18 protein-coding genes are annotated in these 20,447 nt (G+C 62.8%); 7 read left to right on the plus strand and 11 right to left on the minus strand.

The genetic code is table 11. The annotated features are described in order from the left end of the window. Positions 1–2 precede the first annotated feature (2 nt). The 5 genes from AB1286_RS05005 to AB1286_RS05025 all read right to left on the minus strand — a co-directional run bounded on the left by AB1286_RS05005 (position 3) and on the right by AB1286_RS05025 (position 4,761). Entirely contained in the window at positions 3–1,238 is a 1,236-nt protein-coding gene (locus AB1286_RS05005; RefSeq protein ID WP_430362229.1) for an aspartate aminotransferase family protein, read from the minus strand. Between the two features lie 138 nt (positions 1,239–1,376). Further along, positions 1,377–2,429, minus strand: a complete 1,053-nt coding sequence (locus AB1286_RS05010; protein WP_430362230.1) for a GlxA family transcriptional regulator — start codon at positions 2,427–2,429, stop codon at positions 1,377–1,379. A 73-nt stretch (positions 2,430–2,502) separates the two neighbouring features. Then, on the minus strand, positions 2,503–3,297 hold the full coding sequence (locus AB1286_RS05015; RefSeq protein ID WP_430362231.1) for an ABC transporter ATP-binding protein: 795 nt from the start codon (positions 3,295–3,297) through the stop codon (positions 2,503–2,505). A 44-nt stretch (positions 3,298–3,341) separates the two neighbouring features. Continuing rightward, positions 3,342–4,055, minus strand: coding sequence for an ABC transporter permease (locus AB1286_RS05020; RefSeq protein WP_430362232.1), 714 nt, complete (start codon positions 4,053–4,055; stop codon positions 3,342–3,344). Positions 4,056–4,071: 16 nt separating this feature from the next. Further along, a complete protein-coding gene (locus AB1286_RS05025) occupies positions 4,072–4,761 on the minus strand; it encodes an ABC transporter permease (protein WP_430362233.1) in 690 nt (229 codons plus the stop codon). Positions 4,762–5,546: 785 nt separating this feature from the next. On the opposite strand from AB1286_RS05025, the gene AB1286_RS05030 reads away from it, so the two are divergent. From AB1286_RS05030 to AB1286_RS05045, 4 genes are all read left to right on the plus strand, one after another. Then, the gene (locus AB1286_RS05030; RefSeq protein ID WP_430362234.1) at positions 5,547–6,083 is read left to right on the plus strand and encodes a hypothetical protein; all 537 of its coding nucleotides are present in this window, start codon (positions 5,547–5,549) and stop codon (positions 6,081–6,083) included. Positions 6,084–6,125: 42 nt separating this feature from the next. Further along, positions 6,126–6,857 carry a hypothetical protein gene (locus AB1286_RS05035; protein ID WP_430362235.1) on the plus strand — a complete coding sequence of 244 codons (732 nt, stop codon included), beginning with the start codon at positions 6,126–6,128 and terminating at the stop codon, positions 6,855–6,857. A 283-nt stretch (positions 6,858–7,140) separates the two neighbouring features. Further along, positions 7,141–7,755, plus strand: a complete 615-nt coding sequence (locus AB1286_RS05040; RefSeq protein ID WP_430362236.1) for a hypothetical protein — start codon at positions 7,141–7,143, stop codon at positions 7,753–7,755. Between the two features lie 58 nt (positions 7,756–7,813). Further along, entirely contained in the window at positions 7,814–8,455 is a 642-nt protein-coding gene (locus AB1286_RS05045; RefSeq protein WP_430362237.1) for a hypothetical protein, read from the plus strand. Positions 8,456–8,521: 66 nt separating this feature from the next. On the opposite strand, the gene AB1286_RS05050 is transcribed toward AB1286_RS05045, so the two are convergent. The 4 genes from AB1286_RS05050 to hpnI form a co-directional block, all read right to left on the minus strand. Then, complete coding sequence (locus AB1286_RS05050) at positions 8,522–9,529, minus strand: lysylphosphatidylglycerol synthase domain-containing protein (RefSeq protein WP_430362238.1); 1,008 nt, start codon at positions 9,527–9,529, stop codon at positions 8,522–8,524. Continuing rightward, positions 9,526–10,425 carry a hopanoid biosynthesis-associated protein HpnK gene (gene hpnK / locus AB1286_RS05055; protein WP_430362239.1) on the minus strand — a complete coding sequence of 300 codons (900 nt, stop codon included), beginning with the start codon at positions 10,423–10,425 and terminating at the stop codon, positions 9,526–9,528. Before hpnK ends, AB1286_RS05050 begins: the two co-directional genes overlap by 4 nt. Before the next feature lie 4 nt (positions 10,426–10,429). Continuing rightward, entirely contained in the window at positions 10,430–11,851 is a 1,422-nt protein-coding gene (gene hpnJ, locus AB1286_RS05060; RefSeq protein WP_430362240.1) for a hopanoid biosynthesis associated radical SAM protein HpnJ, read from the minus strand. 95 nt (positions 11,852–11,946) lie between these two features. Beyond that, complete coding sequence (gene hpnI, locus AB1286_RS05065; protein ID WP_430362241.1) at positions 11,947–13,143, minus strand: bacteriohopanetetrol glucosamine biosynthesis glycosyltransferase HpnI; 1,197 nt, start codon at positions 13,141–13,143, stop codon at positions 11,947–11,949. A gap of 694 nt (positions 13,144–13,837) precedes the next feature. Here hpnI and pdxY point away from each other — a divergent pair. After that, positions 13,838–14,689, plus strand: coding sequence for a pyridoxal kinase PdxY (pdxY, locus tag AB1286_RS05070; RefSeq protein ID WP_430362242.1), 852 nt, complete (start codon positions 13,838–13,840; stop codon positions 14,687–14,689). A gap of 33 nt (positions 14,690–14,722) precedes the next feature. On the opposite strand, the gene AB1286_RS05075 is transcribed toward pdxY, so the two are convergent. After that, positions 14,723–16,525: a methyl-accepting chemotaxis protein gene (locus tag AB1286_RS05075; RefSeq protein WP_430362243.1), complete on the minus strand. Its 1,803-nt coding sequence runs from the start codon at positions 16,523–16,525 to the stop codon at positions 14,723–14,725. A 494-nt stretch (positions 16,526–17,019) separates the two neighbouring features. Here AB1286_RS05075 and AB1286_RS05080 point away from each other — a divergent pair, with 494 nt between their 5' ends. Both AB1286_RS05080 and AB1286_RS05085 read left to right on the plus strand, forming a co-directional pair. Next, complete coding sequence (locus AB1286_RS05080; RefSeq protein WP_430362244.1) at positions 17,020–18,168, plus strand: branched-chain amino acid ABC transporter substrate-binding protein; 1,149 nt, start codon at positions 17,020–17,022, stop codon at positions 18,166–18,168. Between the two features lie 79 nt (positions 18,169–18,247). Then, positions 18,248–19,420 carry an NAD(P)/FAD-dependent oxidoreductase gene (locus AB1286_RS05085; protein ID WP_430362245.1) on the plus strand — a complete coding sequence of 391 codons (1,173 nt, stop codon included), beginning with the start codon at positions 18,248–18,250 and terminating at the stop codon, positions 19,418–19,420. 27 nt (positions 19,421–19,447) lie between these two features. On the opposite strand, the gene AB1286_RS05090 is transcribed toward AB1286_RS05085, so the two are convergent. Beyond that, a complete protein-coding gene (locus AB1286_RS05090; protein WP_430362246.1) occupies positions 19,448–20,368 on the minus strand; it encodes a LysR substrate-binding domain-containing protein in 921 nt (306 codons plus the stop codon). Positions 20,369–20,447 lie beyond the last annotated feature (79 nt).

Here is a 20,447-nt window from a genome sequence, read left to right on the forward strand (position 1 = left end):
GATCAGCGGGCCTGCGCATCCGCCGTAGCGCCGACGACTTCTTCGATCGCCTTGACGAGCCGCACGAAGCCTTCGTTCAGATCGTCTTCGGAGATGACGAGCGACGGCGCAAAGCGCAGCACGTTCGGGCCGGCAATCAGCAGCATCGCGCCGTGCGCGGCCGCCGCGTTGACGAAATCCTTCGCGCGGCCTTCGTAGGCCGCAGTCAATTCCGCGCCGATCAAAAGCCCCTTGCCGCGCACTTCCTTGAAAAGATTGAAGCGCGCGTTGATCTCGGCGAGCTTGGCCCTGATTTGCGCGCCGCGTTGCTTGACGCCTTCGAGCAGGGCCGGATCGCTGACGAGTTCGACGACCTTGTCGGCCACGGCCGCGCCGAGCGGATTGCCGCCGTACGTCGTGCCGTGCACGCCGACCTTGAAGTGCGCCGCAATCTCCTTCGTCGTCAGCATCGCGCCGATCGGGAAACCATTGCCGAGCGCCTTAGCCGTCGTCAGGATGTCGGGCGTCACGCCCGTGTCCATATACGCGTAGAAGAAGCCCGTACGGCCCACGCCCGTCTGGACTTCGTCGAAAATCAACAGCGCGCCGTGCGCATCGCACGCCTCGCGCAGCGCGCGCAAGAACGCCGGATCGGCCGGAATCACGCCACCCTCGCCCTGCATCGGCTCGACGATCACGGCACAGGTCTTCGCACCGATCGCGGCGCGCGCCGCTTCGATATCGTTGTACGGCAGATGAACGATGCCGGCCGGCACGGGGCCGAAACCTTCGGCATATTTGGGCTGACCGCCCACGCTGACCGTGAAGAACGTGCGGCCGTGGAACGACTGTTTGAACGAAACGATCTCGATCTTTTCCGGGCCATGGCGCTCGATGGCCACGCGGCGCGCGAGCTTAAGCGCGGCTTCGTTCGCTTCGGCGCCCGAATTGGCGAAAAACGCGCGGTCGGCGAACGTCAGCGATTCGAGGCGCTTGGCCAAACGCAACACCGGCTCGTTCGTATAGGCGTTGCTCACGTGCCAAAGCTTCTCGCCTTGTTCATGCAGGACGCGCACGAGTTCGGGATGAGCGTGCCCCAAGCCCGTCACGGCGATGCCGCCCGTAAAATCGACATAGTCGCGGCCCTGCGTATCCCAGACGCGCGAACCTAGGCCGCGAGCCGGCACGAAAGACGCGGGCGAAAATACCGGCACCATGACTTCGTCGAAAGTCTGGCGGTTCACTGCGAAATCGTTCATGGCGGGTCCTCTACGGGGTAGGTGGGCGCCCTTCGACCCTTTGCTCAGCACGGGGTCACTTACCAGGGCAATAAACGTTAGTTTAGAAAACGATCGTCACGGCGTCTTGCGTGGGGGCGACGCGATTTATCGCGTTCGTCAGGCACGATCGGGCGGCTCGATCAGCGCGCCCGCGCGAGGCTCGCCTGCATAAGCCACGCCCGCTCCATGCTGTTTGGCGATCCAATTGCGGCGCTCCTCGCGCGGCGTCACGCCGAAGCGCTCGCGGTATGCGTTCGAAAAGTGCGCCGCCGACGAAAACCCGCAAGCGAGGCTCACCTGCACGATCGATTTACTCGTGCGCTGCAATTGCATGCGCGCCTTCGCGAGCCGCAACCCCAGGTAATACTTCGACGGCATCGAGCCGAGGTACTGGCGAAACAACCGCTCGAGCTGGCGGCGCGACACGCCGACGAGGTTCGCGATGTCGTCGGTCGTCAGCGGATCCTCGATGTTCGCCTCCATGAGCTGAAGCGCGTCGTTCAAACGCGGATGCCGCTCGCCCGGCGCCGTGACGTAGGGGATGCGCTGGCGCTCTTCGCCCGAGCGCAACACGCCTACGCCGAGCGCGTCGGCGATGCGCTCGGCGAGTTCCGGGCCATGCTCGCGCGCGATCATCGCCAGCATGAAGTCGACGCTCGCCAAGCCGCCCGCGCAGGTCGCGCGATCGCGGTCGATTTCGAAGATCTGTTGGGTGACGATCGAGCGCTCGAATTGCTCGGCGAATTGCTGATACGTTTCCCAGTTCACGCTGACGCGGTAACCCGAGAGCTGCCCCGCCATTGCCAGCCACCAGACGCCGTGGTGGATGCCCGTGACGAGCGGCGTGCGCTGCCCGACCCGGGCCAGCGAGGCCAGAAACAGCCGGTAGTCGGCAAATTGCTGAAAGCGCTCGGCGAGCACGATGAGCCAATCGCAAGACAGGCCGTCGCCGAACGCGTCGTCCGCCGGCAGCGTCGCCCCGCCCGCGAGCGGCACGGCGCGCCCGTCCCAGGACAGCGTGCGCCAGCGGTACAACGCACGGCCATCGATCTCGTTGGCCAGCCGCAGCGCATCGACGATCGGTGCGATGCCCGACATCGATACGGGCGGTAGCGCCACGATCGCAACTTGCGTCGTCCTTGCCGGACCGGCTTGCGCGCGCGCCACCATTTAGCCCTCGCGCTTGATCGAAGCATCGGCCACGCGGGCCGCACGCCGTTCGTTCGCCCTGCCTTGCATGCCGTTACTTCAAGCTGCCCGACAGGAATTGCTTCAAGCGTTCGCTGTTCGGTTGGGCCAGCACGACCGCCGGATCGCCCTCTTCCTCCGTGCGCCCTTGATGCAAGAACATCACATGATTGGAGACGTTGCGCGCAAAGCCCATTTCATGGGTGACGACGATCATCGTGCGGCCTTCCTCGGCCAGTTTTTGCATGACCTTCAAGACCTCGCCGACAAGTTCGGGATCGAGCGCCGAGGTGGGCTCGTCGAAGAGCATGACATCGGGGTTCATGGCCAACGCCCGCGCAATCGCCACGCGCTGCTGCTGCCCGCCCGAAAGATGCGACGGATACTGCTTTTCGAGGCGCGGCGCGAGACCGACCTTCTCCAGATACATCCGGGCGCGCTCCTCGGCTTCGCGCTTGGAGAGCCCGAGCACGTGCACGGGTGCCTCGATCACGTTTTCGAGCACGTTCATATGCGCCCAGAGATTGAAGTGCTGAAACACCATCGACAGCTTCGTGCGGATACGCTGCAACTGCTTCTGATCGGCCACCTCGAGGTTGCCCGAGCGATCCGCCTTGGTGCGTACGGTCTCGCCGTCGACGACGATGCTGCCCGCGTTGGGCCGCTCCAAGAAATTGATGCAGCGCAGGAACGTGCTCTTGCCCGAGCCGCTCGCGCCGATGATGCTGATGACGTCGCCCGCTTTGGCCTCGAGCGTGACGCCCTTGAGCACCTCGTTGTCGCCGTAGCGCTTATGGATGTCGAGCGCCGCAAGTTTGGCGGCGGCGGATTGAGAAGTCGCTTGGAGCACCGTGCTCTCCCGTATGAATCGATGGCGTTTGATCAATGCCGGCCTCAGTGCCGGCCGACGGCCAAGTAAGCAAGCCAGTGCCGCTCGGCCCGCCGGAACGCCGCGACGAGTGCGAACGATACCGCAAGATAGATCAGCGCGGCGACTCCGAAGGCCTGGAACGACATGTAAGTGGCCGAATTGGCGTCGCGCGCGACCTTCAGCACGTCGGGCACCGTGGCCGTGAATGCCACCGTCGTCGCATGCAGCATCAGGATGACTTCGTTACTGTACAACGGCAGGGCGCGGCGCAGCGCCGACGGCAAAATGATGCGCCGGTACATCGTCCAGCGGTTCATTCCGTAGGCGCGGGCCGCTTCCACCTCGCCGTGCGAGATCGCGCGAATCGCCCCGGCGAAGATCTCGGTCGTGTAAGCCCCCGTATTCAAACCGAAAGCGAGAATCGCGCAATGCAAGCCGCTGCGGAAAAACTCGTTCAGCAGTTCATGAGAACGGATGAATTGCAGGCTATAGACGCCGCTGTAGATGAGCAGCAGTTGCACGTAAAGCGGCGTGCCGCGAAACACGTAGGTATAGCAGCGCACCGGCATGGAAAGCCAGCGGTTCTTGGACACGCGCGCCACCGCCAGCGGCAAGGCCATGCAAAAGCCGATGACGAGCGATGCGACGAGCAGCCATAGCGTGACGGCCAGGCCCGAGAGCCCCTGTCCGTCGTAGTAGAGAAACGCACGGCCGTATTGGGAGAGGATTTCGATCATGGGCTGGGCTCGTCAATCAAAGTTCGGCGTGCCGCACGCCGATGGAATAGCGCTTGTCGAGCCACAGCAGCACGACGTTCGATACCGTCGTGATCGCCAGATAAATCAGCGCCGCGACCAGAATGAAGAAGAACATATTGAAGGTGCTCTTGCCGGCGTCTTGCGCCGCCTTGACGACGTCGGCGAGACCGATGATCGACACGAGCGCCGTCGCCTTCACGAGCACCTGCCAGTTGTTGCCGATGCCCGGCAGCGCGAAGCGCATCATCTGCGGAAACAAGATGCGCGCGAACACGCGCGCGCCGCTCATGCCGTAAGCGCTGCCCGCCTCGAGCTGACCGCGCGGCACGGCCAGAAAGGCACCGCGAAAGGTCTCGGTGAAGTAGGCGCCGTAAATGAAGCCGAGCGTCAGCACGCCGGCGACGAACGGATCGATGTCGATCTGATCCATGCCGAGGGCGTCCGTCATCTGATTGACGGCGATTTGAATGCTGTAAAAGAGCAGCAGCATCAAGACGAGATCGGGCACGGAACGAATGAGCGTCGTATAAAGCGTTGCCGCGCCCGACACCACGCGATTGCGCGAAAGCTTCGCGACCGCGCCGACGAGCCCGAGCAACACGGACACGGCGAGCGAGAGCACCGACAATTCGATCGTCTTGATCGCGCCAGCGAGAAGGATCGGGCCGAAGCCATAGAGGAACACGGGCGTCTCCGTCTTGGAATGTGATTGCCGACTGGCGCGGATAGTCGCAAGCGAAATTTCTTTGTTCAAATGCGGCCGTCCGACTTATTGCAGCGCAACATGACCGAGATGCCGCCGAAAAGACCTGTTGATGCGACGCCGCGGGATGCCGGTACACGTCTGGACGCCGACCCGGCCGGGGCAATTGCGCAAGTTTCGCGTCGCTTTTTCGATATTCGGGGCCGCCCCGCACATCCGCAATTTGGACGAGCGCCTGCCTCGGCTCGGCGTGCGCCAGGATTCGGGGGCCCAAAAAAACAGAACCGGCCGTCACTCTCGTGAACGGCCGGCAATCATCATGGCGCGCGACGCAAGATCGTCGGCAAAAACCCGGGCACCGGCAGAACGACGTCGTCCCTGTGCACTGCGTCTTTGGCTTGCGTCCGCCCGCCCGTGCTATGCACATGGCGTCCGTTCGCCCCCCGTAGCCGGCGCGGCGCTGCGTCGTTTGACCTTCAATCGGTGTCGATGTAATTCGATATCACGTGTCCGGTTGGCTTAAATGTAGGACGAGAGGCGACCTAAATGCAAAGCGTGTTTACGCGCATAGGGAACATCTGTACCTCACCCGCCACGGCATTGTGCGTTATAGAACCGACATCGATCGGACCGGTTATGCGAATGGGCGCGTTTTTTCGGCGCATCGAACGAAGAAACCAGACCCAATAACCTAGCGTTTTACTGGCTCAAATGGGACGCTTTCGTTTCCACCCACCGAGCAAGAAATGGCATAGGAGAGACGAAAAATGATCTCGCGCAAAAGACACCGATTCATAGGATTTCCCTCTTCACTCAAAATTCGTTGGTCGATGGCGCTAGTGGCGGCGATATTCGCGGGCAGTTCGATTGCGAGCCAGCTGAGCGAGCGCGTGATCAAGTTCGACAACAGCCGGGGGACGGAAACGTTGGAGTTCCGTGAGCACCTGCGCCAACGGCAATGCGTGGCCACCGTCGAACCGGACTTTTTTACCGTGGCCCCAGGCGAAACCGCGGAGGTTCGCATGGATGTCAGGGACAGCCAATCTTCGGGTTGTCTGGGCGAACCCAAGCATGTCTTGTGGGATGTCGCCTCGCCCGAACAAGCCGGCCGCCCGATCGTTTATAAGGTGCTCTTCAGTGTAGAGCCGAAGATGGACGGCGACGGACGCGTCCGGATCGCTAGCACCAAGCTTTCCAGACCAGGAACCCCATACGCGGCAACCTGCGGCGATCACGCTTGTCTGGATGAATGGGTCCCCCAATCCGGCAACGACAACACGGTTTTCCTTTACCCAAGAAATTGAGCGCGTGACCGGCTCGCAAGTATTTTTAGGAGAACTCGCAAGATGACTTCATTAAAAAAACCGTTCCTATTCGAACGCCCTATACAGCGGCAGTCGCGTTTTGCGGCAGCATCGATTTTTGCCGCCCTTGCCCTTGCCCTTGCCCTTGCCGTTGCCCTTGCCCTTACTTCAACCGGATCACAAGCTGAAAGCAACGCAAATCCGGCGGATCAGGCCGCGAGCAATATCACTCAATCGGAGCAACAGGAGTCGCGCATATTCGATAAAAATCCGAATAGTCACACGATCAAGCTAGATAATACAAAGGGAACCCATACATTGATGCTCCGCGAAAAATTCCTTTCTCCCCAATGCATCACTGGTGTCGGGGCGAATTTCACATCGCTGCCGCCGGGCTCGATCGGCCAGATTCATGTGACGGAGGATGACGGTATCCTATCAGGATGTCGTAACGTGTTCGAAGACAAGCACGTCACCCTACAATTCGACGCCACCCGAGCCGGCGCACCCGCACTTCGCTACCACATCCAGTTCGGCGTACAGGATGTCCCCGAAGTTCACGGAAAAGTGGAAATTGCGGAGCGGCACGTACGTATTCTGAGCTCCGATTTCGACAAACCGGGCACGCCGTATAAAGCCACCTGCGGTCGCCTTGAATGCCTGAACGAGTGGGCGCTCGATTACGACGACAAGATCGCGGCCATTTATTTTTATCCGAATGGCACGCCCAATCCGCAAGATGACAAGGTCGCAATCTCGCCCGCTAGCGAATGACTTCCTCTGAACGCGGCGTCATAACGGATTGAAAACGCCGCAACTGTCGATATGCGCCGTTTCGCCCGACGCAATCGGATCGCGCACTGTTCTGGAGTCGATTCGGCGACGGTCCTACCGACTCGAAAGCCGCCAATACCCTGCGCATTCTCACATCGTGAATATCGCTCGATACAGCGACGCGGTACTTGCCATCATCGATTAGCGCCAAATGTATAACTCTCCATGCGCGACATATCGTTAGGCAACGCACCGCCGAGTAGCGTCACAATGGAGAGCCCAAATGATCGAGCAAGAAAAAAAGCAAGCATTGAAACGCACACTCAGGGATCGGGTGTTGCAAGCGACAATATTCGCGATGACCGCGCTCGCAATCGCCCCGACACCGCTAAGAGCCGAGGATTCACCCTCTCCCAATGCTGACGTGGCGTCTCGATCCGATTCGACCGTATCGAAGAAAGAGCCGAAACAAAAAGCAGCGGAGTATACGGTCACCATCGATAACAGCAACGGATCGTACAAATTGCTATTCGACCGGGAAGTATTCGAATGCATGACGGACCCGGGCCCCCCGACGTTCACCGTCGAGCCGCACGGAACAAAAATCTTCACGATCGTCGATAAAAACGCCGCAGCCACGCCCTGTTTCGGCGGAGCCAAGTTTGTCGTGTGGCAAGTCAATACCTACGGCCCCACTGGCGGAAAGGTGTACACCGTCGACTTCCGCCATCAAAACAACGGTTTCTTTTTTTCGAAATGGCAAACGATGATTAGCGCGACGACCGGATCGCCCGGAACGGTCGGCGCAGCGACTTGCGGCGGACACAATTGCCTCAATACATGGGCCGATCAGCCGGGCGACTCGCCCATCACCATCACGATGGCCAAGGACGATTAAACGCATCGACGTAACCCACACTAGGGCCACCGTGGCCCGATCGACAAAAGGCCACACGATGATTGCGCACCGGAATGATGGATTTTCACCGCTCACCCGAGAGAACCGCACTGTTGGCGCGGTGCTCGGCGTCGCCGTTTCTCTACTACTGACCGCGATACCCGTTGGCGCGGCGCACGCAGCGACAGCCGCCGACCGCGCTCTGGCAACGCCCTCCGCTCAAACACGGCAGTCGACCGCGCCTGGGCATGGCAAGAGCGCAGACTTCGTGGACACCGTCACCTTCGACAACCAGGGGGCCTACACCCTGACCATCTCGACCGGGGCGAAAACCTGCATTCGGTCGGTCGACCCCGAGAAGGTTGTCGTCCAACCGCATAGCAAGCAGGTGGTCAAAGTCACGGAGAGCAACCTCGACGACCGCACCACCCAGTGCGGCGGCTTCTCGAAAAGTCTCGTGTGGAACGCGAGCGTCGCTTGGGGCGGAAGCCAGCCCGGCCAGTACGCTTTTCAGCTCACCGACCACGTTTGGTATGGCATCGGAAGCCTCATGATCGGTAGCCCGGCTTCCTATCTGCCGGGCACTCCGGAGGCAGCGACGTGCACCATGTCCGCGGATCCTAACGGCAAGCCACGCAACTGCTTTAATCAGGCGGTAGCCCAATTCGGCCTTACGACGATCACGATTTCCTTTCCATAGATCGGAAAACCCGCCCGAACCGTGCAACCGCCAAGCCGCGCGTTGCGCGGCCTTATCCTTATCCCATCAGCGGACGAGATTGACGTCCCGCGCCGAGTGCGTTCGGCGAACGCTACGCCGCGCGACGACAATCTCGGCCCATTGCCAAGACAGCAGCGCGGCGCAGCCGAAGATCACTTCACGCATCCGCTTCACGAGCGCAAGCGAAAGACCCACCTCGCGGTCGATGCCGAACATCTGCGCAAGCAGGACGACGGCGACTTCCTGGACGCCTAGGCCGGCCGGCACCATAAACGCGGCGTGCCGTACGGCTTGAGTCAGGGCTTCGATCGCGATCGCACCACCCGCCGATACGGGGTGACCGAGTAGCGCCAAGGCCCAATAGGTTTCGAGCGCTCCGATGAGATAGCCGAGAAATTGCCAGATGAACGCCTTAACGAGTGTGCCGGCACGCGTCATCAGCGCGTCGATTTCGGCATCGAGCTTCGCGCCGTCGATGCCTTGCAACAGCCGGTGTTCGCTCCCGAGCGCGTTCGCCGCGAATCGTTCGATCGCATGGAAAACGCCGCCGCGGCGCAGCAGCAAAGCCGTCACGATCGGCAACGGCAGCGAAAGCACGAGCGCAAGCGCGATCGTCCTCGCATGATCGCCGCCCGTCGCGGCCAGAATCAGAATGACGCCTAGCGCGGAGAACGCATATTGCACGGCGATCGTCACCAGTACCTCGACGATTACCGAAGCGCTGACGACGCTCGCATCGCGCACGCGCCAGCGAGCCAACCGAATACCCACGATTTCACCGCCCACCGCCAGGACGGGCAGCAGCCGGCTCACGGCCTCGCGGACGGTGGCCACCCACCAGAGAAACGCAAGCGATGCACGACCGCGCAGCAGAATGCGCCAGCCGTACGCATCGAGCAGCAACGGCACGGCGTGAAACGGCACCAGCCAAAGCAGCGCGAAACCGGCCTGCGCGATGACGTGCATGACGTCGGCGGCGCCGTCGCGCACTACGAGCGCAAGCAAGAGCGCGATCCCGATAGGCCAACCGGCCCATTTCAGCCATTTCGTCATCGCGACGCCCCTTCTCGCGCGGCATCGCCACGATTGCGCGCATCGGCCATGCCTTGTCCGTCGCCTTTGCCTTTGAAGACATCGGCAAACCCGCCGCAAACGAGCCCAGCCTTGGCGATTGCCTCGGCCACGCGCGGCGAAAGCAGCGCATTGAGTTCGTCGACGTGACGATACGTTTGCATCGAAGCCGTGATGGGGCCTTCGCCCGCTTCCGCCGGATGGCTGTAAATTTCGCCCACTCCGTCGGCCGGCATCCGCGCAAGCGCATCGAGCATCGCGGCCTCGTCCATCCCGCCGGTATGCTCGATACCGACCACATAGTCGTTGTAAGCGATCCCGGCGCGCGCAAGACGCGCGCGCATGAGGCCAATCCAAGGCTTGAGCCAGACAGGCGCGTTCGCTTCGAACGGCAGGCGCACGGCGCGCAGGCCGAACGCTCGCCCGATCGACAGCACGAGCGAGAGGACGGTCGGATGCAAATGGAAGTGTTTGTGGGCGTTGACGTGATCAAGCGGCAGGCCCGTCGCGGCGAACGCCTCGAATTGCGCGCGGATCTCGCGGGCGAGATCGCGGCGTACGGACGGCAGGAAGAAGAAACGGAAGCCGTCGCGCACCATGTCATCGCCGAACCGGCCATCGGGCCCGACGAGCGCAGGAATCTGCGCCGGTGGCGAAGCCGCCAGCCCGTCAGCCAGCACAAGATGCAGGCCGACGCGCAAACTCGGCAACGCGCGCGCGCGCTCGACGGCGTCTTGCGCGGCAGGCGCGCTGACCATCAAGCTCGCGGCCTTAAGCACACCCTCTCGGTGCGCACGCTCGATGCCCGCGTTCACTCGCGGATGCAGCCCAAAATCATCCGCGGTAACGATGAGAGCGCGTCGGCCCGAGCGTGTCACCTTCTTACGCCTCGTGCGCGCGCAGGAAGCGGAAGAATTCCACGCCTTCGCGCAAACGGCGCTTCATCATGTCCCAGCTCGTCAGCATCTCGCGCAAGATCTCCCAAATCTTCGAGGGACGGAAGTAGAACTGGCGATAGAACTGCTCGAGATGGTGATAGATCTCGTCGCGCGACAAGTGCGGATAACCGATCGCAGCAAGCTGCACACCTTCCTTGCTCACGAGGTTGATCGTCTTGTTCTCTTCCATCCATCCGTTGTCGACGGCTTGCTTGTAAAGCGTCGTACCCGGATACGGCGCGGCCAGCGAAACCTGAATCGTGTGCGGATTGATTTCCTTCGCGTACTCGATCGTCTTCTTGATGGTTTCCTGCGTTTCGCCCGGCAAGCCCAGAATGAACGTGCCGTGGATCTTGATGCCGAGCTTCTTGCAGTCCGCGCTGAAGCGGCGCGCGAAGTCCGTGCGCACGCCCTTCTTGATGTTCACGAGAATCTGGTCGTCGCCCGATTCGAAGCCGACGAGCAACAGGCGCAGGCCGTTTTCCTTCAGGACCTTGAGCGTCTTGTACGGCACGTTCGCCTTCGCGTTGCACGACCACGTCATGCCGAGCTTGCCGAGGCCGATCGCGATCGCTTCCGCGCGCGGCAGGTCGTCGGTGAACGTATCGTCGTCGAACATCAGTTCCTTGACTTCGGGCATGTTGTCGCGAATCCACTTCGCTTCCTCGATCACGTTCTCGACCGAGCGCGTGCGATAGCGGTGGCCGCTGACCGTCTGCGGCCACAGGCAGAACGTGCAGCGCGACTTGCAGCCGCGACCCGTATAGATCGAGACGTACGGGTAGTTCAGGTAGCCGATGAAGTAGTTGTCGATCTTCAGATCGCGCTTGTAGATCGGCGCGACGAACGGCAGCTCGTCCATGTTTTCGAGGATCGGACGCGCTTCGTTATGCTCGATCGAGCCGTCCTTGCCACGCCACGACAGGCCCTTGATCTCGGCGAACGGCTTGCCTTCGGCCAGTTCCTTGCAGGTGAAGTCGAACTCCTCGCGGCAGACGAAATCGATCGCCTCGGTTGCCGTGAGCGAGTTGTGCGGATCGACCATCACCTTCGCGCCCACCATACCGACGAGCACCGACGGCTTGCGCTTCTTGACGTCTTCGGCGAAGAGCGCATCGGTCGGGAACGAGGGCGTGCTCGTGTGGATGATGATGAGATCGTAGTCGTCGCAAATCTTCAACGTTTCTTCGACGGACAGGCCGTCTGCCGGCGCGTCGAGCACGCGGCTGCCCGGCACGAGAGCCGCGGGCTGCGCGAGCCAGGTCGGATACCAGAACGAGCGGATTTCGCGCTTGGCTTGGTAGCGCGAACCGGCACCGCCATCGAAGCCGTCATACGACGGGGCCTGCAAGAACAGCGTTTTCATGGATGAAGCTCCGGCAACCTATAGGTGAAGCAAATGTTGTGAGGACGACGGGCCGCGCCAGAGGCGCCGTCGACGAAATACGAATACGGTCCCGCTCAAGGCCCGTCGGATCCTTCCGCCACGCGGGCGACGACCGGCATGCGCGCGCCGCGCCAGACGACATGCGAACCGAACGCCGCCACGAACCATTGCGCGGCGAGCAACGCGTCGCGCAGCGGCACGAGCGGCAAGTCGCGCCAGAACTCGCCGCGCGCGCGCGAGGCGCGGGCATGCAAGCCGACACGCGCGACGAGGCCGAGCACCGTCGACGCCATCAGTACCACCCCGCTCACGCCCGCGTGGCCGTGCAGGGCGAGCAGCGCCCCCGCCAGGATCCAGGGGGACGTGAACGTAATGAACAAGAACGCGAAACCGAGCGGATTGATCGAGCGAATCGTGCGCAGCCAGCGCGTTTCGCGCAACCACAGCGCGCTGAAATCGGGCTCGATGACGTCGGTATCGACGATGACTTCCGACAGGACCGTCGTCATACCGCGTTCACGCGTGTATTCGGCGAGCCAATAGTCGTCGGCCAGACAGTCCTTGAGCGCGTCGAAGCCGCCGATCTCGGCGAGCACGCTCGAACGCAGCGCGAGAGTCGCGCCGAAACCGAAACTGCGCGAACCGCCGGCGTGCGCGATGCGCACCGAAGGCGCGAACCACTCGTTGATGAATTGGGCGCCGATGCGCGTCCAGAATCCACCGACGCTTTTCGCGTGATACAGGCACGTGACGATGCCCACTTCCGGGTCGGCCAGCGGCGCGGTCACGGCGTGCAGGTAATCGCGCGTCACGGCGATATCGCTATCGGCCAAAACGATCAGCGGATGCTTGGCCCGCGCCGCCAGATTGATCAGATTGCTGACCTTCAAATTGTGTCCGTGCACGCGCGAATCGACGACGAGTGCGATGTCTCGCTCGGGATACGCCGCTTGCAAACGGCGCACGACGGCGATCGCCGGATCGGCCGACGAGGACACGCCGAATAGCAACTGATAGCAAGGGTGCGCCTGCTCGCAGAACGTCGAAAGGTTTTCGTAAAGACGCGGCTCGGCGCCGCAGAGCGGCTTGAGCACGCTCACGGCTTCCGTGCTCCGCCGCGGGGCGAAGCCGCCCGTGCGCACGTTCGCTCCGCGCTTGACGAGCGAGCGCGCAGACGGCAGCGCCAGCGCAGCCACGACGACATAAGCCGTCGCGATGCAGCACAAGGCGATGAGCAACCAGTCCCAGAGCGTGGCGGGAGAAAAAGTCATCGCGCGCCGCCTTGACCGGCCGCGCGCGCCGTTACGGCGCCGCCCTGCGGCGCATGCGCGCGGCGCGGGGACAACCCGTTCGATGAGACGCTTGCTGGCACGTTCGCTACTCCTTCGTTCTTCTCGACGTGCGGCGCCAAGCCTTGCCGCGGCTTGCGCGCCACCCGCTTTCGTGTCGCGTGAATGTTCGCGTGCCGTACATGAAGACAACGGACTTCGGCGCCCCCCGGGAACCGGTGTGCGAAAGGCTGCGGGCCGGCTCGAGGACCGTGCGCAATGCGCTTAACTTGTCTGATGCGAGGCGAAACGAACACGAAGCGCGCTGAAGCGACACGCCTTGGGCGCAGTCGATGCGGCCCGAGGAAAGCCGTCAGCTCGCTTGTAAACTTCGGAAACAGGCAATTGTAGCAGTGCGTGCGGGAAAACGCTTACGAGCCGGCTCCCCGCGGCCCCATTTCGTCGGATGCAAGCAACGCCGACGCCTTCATTGCCGCTGCCGGTTTGTCGCCAATTTTGGAATCTTGGGCCCACCTGACGGGCAATCGGGCGCGCTACGTGCTAATAGCGCCCGATGACGCGACGCAACAACTCATGTATCTTGCAAATATCGGGCAGCGCGCGGCGCCGCGCCGCATCGCCGGAACCAGTTGCACAGCCGATTGGAGCCGTCGCGCTTCACGCGAGCGAACTCATCATGAAAAACGTCTTGAGCATTCAACCGCACGTCGTCTTCGGCCATGCGGGCAACAGCGCAGCCGTCTTTCCGATGCAACGGCTGGGCGTCAACGTCTGGCCGCTCGACACGATGCAGTTTTCGAATCACATGCAGTACGGTCATTGGGCCGGCAGCGCCATCGACCCGCCGCAGATGGCCGACCTCGTCGAGGGGATCGGGGCGATCGGCATGCTGCGGCGCTGCGATGCGATCGTCTCGGGGTACCTCGGCTCGAAGGCGCATGCGCAAGCCGTCATCGACATCGTACGTACGGTGAAGGCGAGTAACCCCGAAGCGTGGCACTTCTGCACGCCCGTCATCGGGGCGGGTGCCGGCGCAAGCGTCGACGAATACTTGCTGGAAACGATGCCGACGATCGCCGACGGGCTTTCCCCGACCCACGACGCGCTGCAAAAGCTCGTCGGACGGACGATCGAAACCGTCGACGAGGCGCTGCGCGCTTGCCGCGAGATCATTCGCGGCGGCCCGCAAGTGATTCTCGTGAAGCAGCTCGTCGACCGCAACAGCCCGGCCGACCGCGTCAATTTGCTCGTCGTGACCAAGAGCGAAGCCTGGATGACCCAGCATCCGCGCTACCCCTTCGCGCGGCAGCCGGTGGGCGTGGGCGAGCTCACGAGCGCCACGTTCGTGGCGCGCCGCTTAAGCGGCGACTCGTTGCGCACGGCCTTCGAACACGCCGTTTCGGCCGTGCACGCGGTGCTCAAAGCGACGTACGCCGCGGGCCGCTACGAGCTCGAACTCATCGCCGCGCAAGACGACATCGCCAAACCGCGCGAGTGGCTGGGGGCATGGTCGATCGACGCGGGCTGAATCGACACGCCCCGCGCCGAACACCATCCCCCGTCAGTCGAGCCGGAACTGCGCGACCGCGCCGGCGAGGTTGACCGCCTGCGTCTGCAATGCGGACGCCGCGGCGGCCGATTGCTCGACGAGCGCCGCGTTTTGCTGAACCATCTCGTCGAGCTGCGACACGGCGCGGTTGACCTCTTGAATGCCGCGCGTCTGCTCGTCCGCCGCGTTCGTGATCTCGGACATGATCGTCGTCACGCTCGACACGTTCGAGACGATCTCCGTCATCGTGTCGCCCGCGCGCTTGACCTGGCTCGAGCCTGACGAGACGCTATCGATCGTCGATTCGATCAGCGACTTGATCTCCTTGGCCGCCTGCGCGCTGCGCTGTGCCAAGCTGCGCACCTCGCCCGCCACCACGGCGAAACCGCGTCCCTGCTCGCCCGCGCGAGCCGCCTCCACCGCCGCGTTCAACGCGAGGATGTTGGTCTGGAACGCGATCCCGTCGATCACGCCGATGATGTCGCCGATCTTGCCCGAGGCCGATTCGATCGTGCCCATCGTCGTCACGACTTCGGAGACGACCTGGCCGCCGCGCGACGCGACCGTCGAAGCCGATGCGGCCATGTCGTTCGCTTGCCGCGCCGAGCTGGCCGACTGCGTGACCGTGGAGGTGATCTCCTCCATCGAGGCCGCCGTTTCCTGCAAGCTCGCCGCCGCCGATTCGGTGCGGCCGGAGAGGTCCAGGTTGCCCGCTGCGATCTCGTCGGCCGCCGTGCGGACCGATTCGCTGGTATCGCGAATTTGACGCATGACGTCGCGCAACTTGTCCACGAACGAGTTGAACGAACGCGCGATCTGGGCCACTTCGTCGCGGCCGTCGGACGGCAAACGTTGCGTCAGATCGCCGGTGCCCGAGCCGATCGCATCCATCGCGTCGCGCACTTGCGACAAACGCTTGAACGCCTTCGCGGTGACCGCCGATACGATCAGCGCGGCGAGCACGACGATGATGACCAGCGCGATCGCCGAGGTCGTCAGGAACGAGCGGATGCCGGCGGTCGCGTCGGTCTTGTCGAGTGCGACGATAACGGTCCAATCGGTACCGGGCACGTTCACGCCGCGCAGCAGCATCGAGCGGCCGTCCGCCGTCGTCTCGAGCGGTTCGGCGGCGCCGGCGAGCGATGCAATGCTCGCGGTGCTCATGCTCGGCATGAGCGTCGAGATCGGTTTGAGCGTGAGCTTCGCGTCGGGGTGCGCGACGATGTCCCCCGCGCCGTCGACGAGCACGCCGAAACTATTCGGCGTCGGGTGAATCGCTTTGACGTTGGCGATCACGCTATCCATCGCGACGTCGCCCGAGACGACGGCCTTGAGCGAACCGTCGCGAATGATCGGCACGGCGAACGCGACGACGAGCTTGCCCGTGCCCGCATCGACATAAGGCGGCGTGACCACGGGCTTGCCCGCCGCGGCCGCCTGCTTATACCAAGGGCGAGCCGTCGGATCGTAGCCGGGCGGAATGCCCGTTGCATCGCCGAACTTGGCGCTCTTGTCGGCATAGCCCGCATAGACGTTCGAAAAACCGCCCGCGGCCATGGCCTGCTTGAATTCCGGGGCAGGATCGGCTGCGCCGAGCGTGATGTCTTGGAGTGCCTGGATGGCGGCCGTCTTAGTCGCGACCCATTCGCCGATGCCGGCGTTATGGCCGTTCGCCAGTGCGACTAAGTTGTTATTGATCGAGTCGTTTTCGTGGGAATCGACTACAAAGAAGTTCAGTGCCGCATTGACGACCAACGAGCCGACGACGATGGCGAGACAGGCTGCGAGCACACGCGCGCGAATTGAAGCAAACATTCAAACGATTCCTTCAGACGAATTAGCTGCGAGGACTCGTGATCCTCCGTACAGGTAAACGGCATGCCGCGGCGCAAACTTGACGCCGAGCACCTTAGGGATTGTTCGGAGTGCTATTTAATTCTTATCGCTCGCTGCGGCGCAAAAATGCGACAAATAGGATGAATCCGCATAAGCGACCGGGCGTAATAGTCCCGATTGATCGGGTTCATTGGCTGTGCCGAAATGCGCACAGGAATCGTCGCGAAAGGTCAAGACGGAGCGTTATTGGCTCCATATAGTCCTCTCGAATGATCGCAGCGGCGCTTCTTACGTCGAGCGGTTCGATCAACACATGCGCTTGCAGGAGGTGCCCGCCACACGCCGTACCAAGACGAACAAGAGCCGTGCACCGGCCGCCGCCTCGATCAAGCCTAGCGCTGCGCGACAGGCAAGCGAGCGAACCGGCATGCACGCCAAAGCAGTCACTTCAGCTTGCCGACAAAGGAAACAACATGCGTTTTGCGAAGACCCTCAGCCCTATCGCAGTTGCAGTTGGTGCACTTCTCGCGCTCGCCCCGCTCGCCTCTCGCGCGGATACCGTCGTCAAAATCGGCTTTGCCGCTCCGCTCACGGGGCCTAATGCGAGTTATGGCAAAGATCTCGAAAACGGCGTCAAAATGGCCCTGGACGATGCCAAAGCCCAAGGCGTTAAAATCGCCGGTCAACCCGTCTCGTTCGAACTCGTATCGGAAGACGATCAAGCCGACCCCCGCGTAGGCGTCCAGGTCGCGCAAAAGCTTGTCGACGAGGGCGTATCGGTCGTCGTCGGCCACTTCAATTCCGGCACGACGATTCCCGCATCGGAACTCTACGAAAAAGCCGGCATTCCCGACATCGATCCGGCCGCCACCAATCCGATGATTAGCGGACGCGGCTATAAGAACGTGTTCATGGTGATTTCGAGCGATGCGCAAAACGCGGGCACCGCCGGCGTGTATGCGGTCGAGACGACCAAGGCCAAACGCATTGCCGTCATCGACGATCGCACCGCGTTCGGTCAAGGCGAAGCGGACGAGTTCGTGAAAGCCGCGAAGGCGCACGGCGGCAATATCGTCGATCGCGAATACACGACGAACCAGGCAACGGACTTCAAGACGCAGCTCACGAACATCAAGGCCAAGAATCCCGATCTCATCTTCGTCGGGGCGCTCAATCCGCAAGCCGCCGGCATCATGAAGCAAATGACGCAGCTCGGCATCAAGGCGCAGTTCGTGGGCGGCGGCGGCGTGAAGGACGTCGACTTCATCAAGCTCGCGGGCGACAGCGCCGAGGGCGCGATGGCCTGGGAATACGGACGTCCGCTCGACAGCACGCCGGTCGGCGCGAAGTTTGCGGATCGCTTCAAGCAAAAGTTCGGCGTCGACGTGCTCTCGTATGCGCCGTTCGGCTATGACGCGGCCTGGGCCGCCATCAAGGCCATGCAAGCGGCCGGCTCGACCAAGCCCGATGCCTACCGTCCGAAGCTGCAAAGCATTGGGTTCGACGGCATCACGGGGCACATCGCGTTCAACCCCGACGGCTCGCTGAAGAACGGCTCCTCGACCATGTACCAAGTGAAAGGCGGCCAATTCGTGACGATCGTGACGAAGGGCGGCTCCTAACCCTCGATACCCCGTTACGCTCGTTCGGCGCGGCGCCCGCGGGCGCCGCGTCTTTTTCGCAATTCGTTTTGGAGTCCTAATGGTTTCGAAGATCGTAGTGGTGGGAGGCGGCGTCATCGGCAGCGCGGTGGCCTACTTTCTGCGCAACGCCGACCCGAGCGTCGCGGTGACGGTGCTCGAGCGCGACCCAACCTACGCGCGCGCCTCCTCGGCACTCTCGGCCGCCTCGATCCGCCAACAGTTTTCGACGCCCTTATCCGTGCAGATGTCGCTCTACGGGATCGAATTTCTCCGCTCGATCGGCGAGCGGCTGGCCGTCGATGGGCACAGTCCGTCGATCGATCTGCACGAAGGCGGCTATCTATTTCTCGCCACGCCCGCCGGCGAGACGATCTTGCGCGAGAACCACGCGCTGCAAACGTCGCTCGGCGCCGATATCCGCTACTTGCCGCGCGCGGCCCTGCAAGACACGTTCCCGTGGCTGAACACCGAAGATCTCGTCGCCGGTACCTACGGCGTGTCGGGCGAAGGCTGGTTCGACGGCTACGGACTCGTGCAGGCGTTGCGCAAGAAAGCGCAATCGCTCGGCGCGCGCTACCTTGCCACCGAAGTGACGGGTCTCCGGCGCGAAGGCCGGCGCGTGAGCGAAGTCGTTACGGCAAACGGCGATACGCTCGAATGCGATGTGCTCGTCAACGCGGCGGGGCCTTGGGCGCGCCGTGTCGCCGATATGCTCGGCATCGCTTTGCCCGTCTACGCGCGCCGGCGCAGCATCTTCAACGTCAGCTCGCCGGCCAAGCTCGAGCGTTGTCCCCTGCTGATCGACCCGACGGGCGTTTATTTCCGCCCGGAAGGCGGCACCTATATTTGCGGAACGTCGCCGAGCGCCGATCACGACCCGGACGATCTGCCGCTCGACGAGGTCGATCACGCGCTGTTCGACGACGTGATCTGGCCGACGCTCGCGCACCGTGTGCCGCAGTTCGAAGCGCTGCGCGTCGAGCATGCTTGGTCGGGCTACTATGAATACAACGTGTTCGATCACAACGCGATCATCGGGTACCACCCCGACATCGACAATTGCGTTTTCGCGAACGGCTTCAGCGGTCACGGCTTGCAACAAGGCCCCGCGACCGGCCGCGGCGTGGCCGAGCTCATCTTGCAAGGACGGTTCGTCTCGCTCGATCTGTCTCCTCTCGGCTTCGACCGGGTTTTGAACAACCGCCCCGTCGTCGAACGCAACGTCGTGTAGTCGCCCCGCCGCGCCGTGATCGAACGATCAGCCGGCGCGGCGCCCCGCTTCGCTATGCAGCCACGCTCGCAGCGCTTCGATCGCCTCGCGTTTAGGGCTGTCCGCCCGCCAGACCACGAAGTGCGCGTAGATATCGGTCACGCGCCGCTTCCATAAGCGGACGAGACGCCCTTCGCGTAGCGCTTGCGCAACGAGCGAAGCCCGCGCGAGCGCAATCCCCTGCCCCTGCTCCGCCGCATCGAGCAGCCCGCGCGCGTCGTCGAACCGCGGCGCGCCGCGCGGTTCGGTCAAATCGAGCCCCACCGCTTGAAACCAAGGCTCCCACGGCTGCGCCCGATGCTTGAGCAGCGTGCAATGCGCGAGATCCGCGAAGCGCCGAGGCGCCGCGCCGTTACGGTAAACCGGACTCATCACCGGGAAGATCTCTTCTTCCATAAAACGCTCGGCCTGCACGCCCGGCCACGCACCAGGACCGTAACGCAATGCGACGTCCACGCCGTCGCGGCGGTCGAGTCGCGCGAGCGCCGCCTCCTTGCGTAGCACCAGTTCGATATGCGGGTACTTGCGCTTGAATCGATCGAGCCGCGGCGTCAGCCAACGATCGGCGAACGGCGGCAGCACGCTTACGGTCAACCGAACCGATTCGCGCATGCGGCCGCGCGCGCGGCTCGCCCCATGGGTCAGGGGATCGAACGCGCGCTCGAGCACGTTCAAGCCTTGCCGGATTTGCAACGCGAGTTCATGCGCACGCGGCGTAGGTACCGCACCCGAACGCTCGCGCGCGAAGAGCGGCGTACCGAGTCTCGCTTCGAGCGCGCGAACATGTTGGCTAACCGCGCCTTGGGTCAACGCGAGTTCGTCGGCCGCGCGCGTGAAGCTCGCGAGCCTTACCGCGGCCTCGAATGCGCGCAACGTTTGAAGCGGTGGGAGATGGGGACGTTTGTGCATGAGGCATTAGTACCACTAATGCTTGATGCCCACAATTAATCGTTTGTCCACGACAGGCGCCGCTCGCTAGACTGCGCCA

Origin of the sequence: Trinickia sp. NRRL B-1857, from assembly GCF_050470685.1 — a bacterium.
In the GTDB taxonomy this organism is placed as follows: Bacteria; Pseudomonadota; Gammaproteobacteria; order Burkholderiales; family Burkholderiaceae; genus Trinickia.

Excerpts from the sequence above, each read along its gene's own strand:
- AB1286_RS05005 (WP_430362229.1), bottom strand. The coding sequence starts at position 1,238 with ATGAACGATTTCGCAGTGAACCGCCAGACTTTCGACGAAGTCATGGTG.
- AB1286_RS05010 (WP_430362230.1), bottom strand. The coding sequence starts at position 2,429 with ATGGTGGCGCGCGCGCAAGCCGGTCCGGCAAGGACGACGCAAGTTGCG.
- AB1286_RS05020 (WP_430362232.1), bottom strand. The coding sequence starts at position 4,055 with ATGATCGAAATCCTCTCCCAATACGGCCGTGCGTTTCTCTACTACGAC.
- AB1286_RS05030 (WP_430362234.1), top strand. The coding sequence starts at position 5,547 with ATGATCTCGCGCAAAAGACACCGATTCATAGGATTTCCCTCTTCACTC.
- AB1286_RS05035 (WP_430362235.1), top strand. The coding sequence starts at position 6,126 with ATGACTTCATTAAAAAAACCGTTCCTATTCGAACGCCCTATACAGCGG.
- AB1286_RS05040 (WP_430362236.1), top strand. The coding sequence starts at position 7,141 with ATGATCGAGCAAGAAAAAAAGCAAGCATTGAAACGCACACTCAGGGAT.
- AB1286_RS05045 (WP_430362237.1), top strand. The coding sequence starts at position 7,814 with ATGATTGCGCACCGGAATGATGGATTTTCACCGCTCACCCGAGAGAAC.
- AB1286_RS05050 (WP_430362238.1), bottom strand. The coding sequence starts at position 9,529 with ATGACGAAATGGCTGAAATGGGCCGGTTGGCCTATCGGGATCGCGCTC.
- hpnJ (WP_430362240.1), bottom strand. The coding sequence starts at position 11,851 with ATGAAAACGCTGTTCTTGCAGGCCCCGTCGTATGACGGCTTCGATGGC.
- hpnI (WP_430362241.1), bottom strand. The coding sequence starts at position 13,143 with ATGACTTTTTCTCCCGCCACGCTCTGGGACTGGTTGCTCATCGCCTTG.
- pdxY (WP_430362242.1), top strand. The coding sequence starts at position 13,838 with ATGAAAAACGTCTTGAGCATTCAACCGCACGTCGTCTTCGGCCATGCG.
- AB1286_RS05075 (WP_430362243.1), bottom strand. The coding sequence starts at position 16,525 with ATGTTTGCTTCAATTCGCGCGCGTGTGCTCGCAGCCTGTCTCGCCATC.
- AB1286_RS05080 (WP_430362244.1), top strand. The coding sequence starts at position 17,020 with ATGCGTTTTGCGAAGACCCTCAGCCCTATCGCAGTTGCAGTTGGTGCA.
- AB1286_RS05085 (WP_430362245.1), top strand. The coding sequence starts at position 18,248 with ATGGTTTCGAAGATCGTAGTGGTGGGAGGCGGCGTCATCGGCAGCGCG.
- AB1286_RS05090 (WP_430362246.1), bottom strand. The coding sequence starts at position 20,368 with ATGCACAAACGTCCCCATCTCCCACCGCTTCAAACGTTGCGCGCATTC.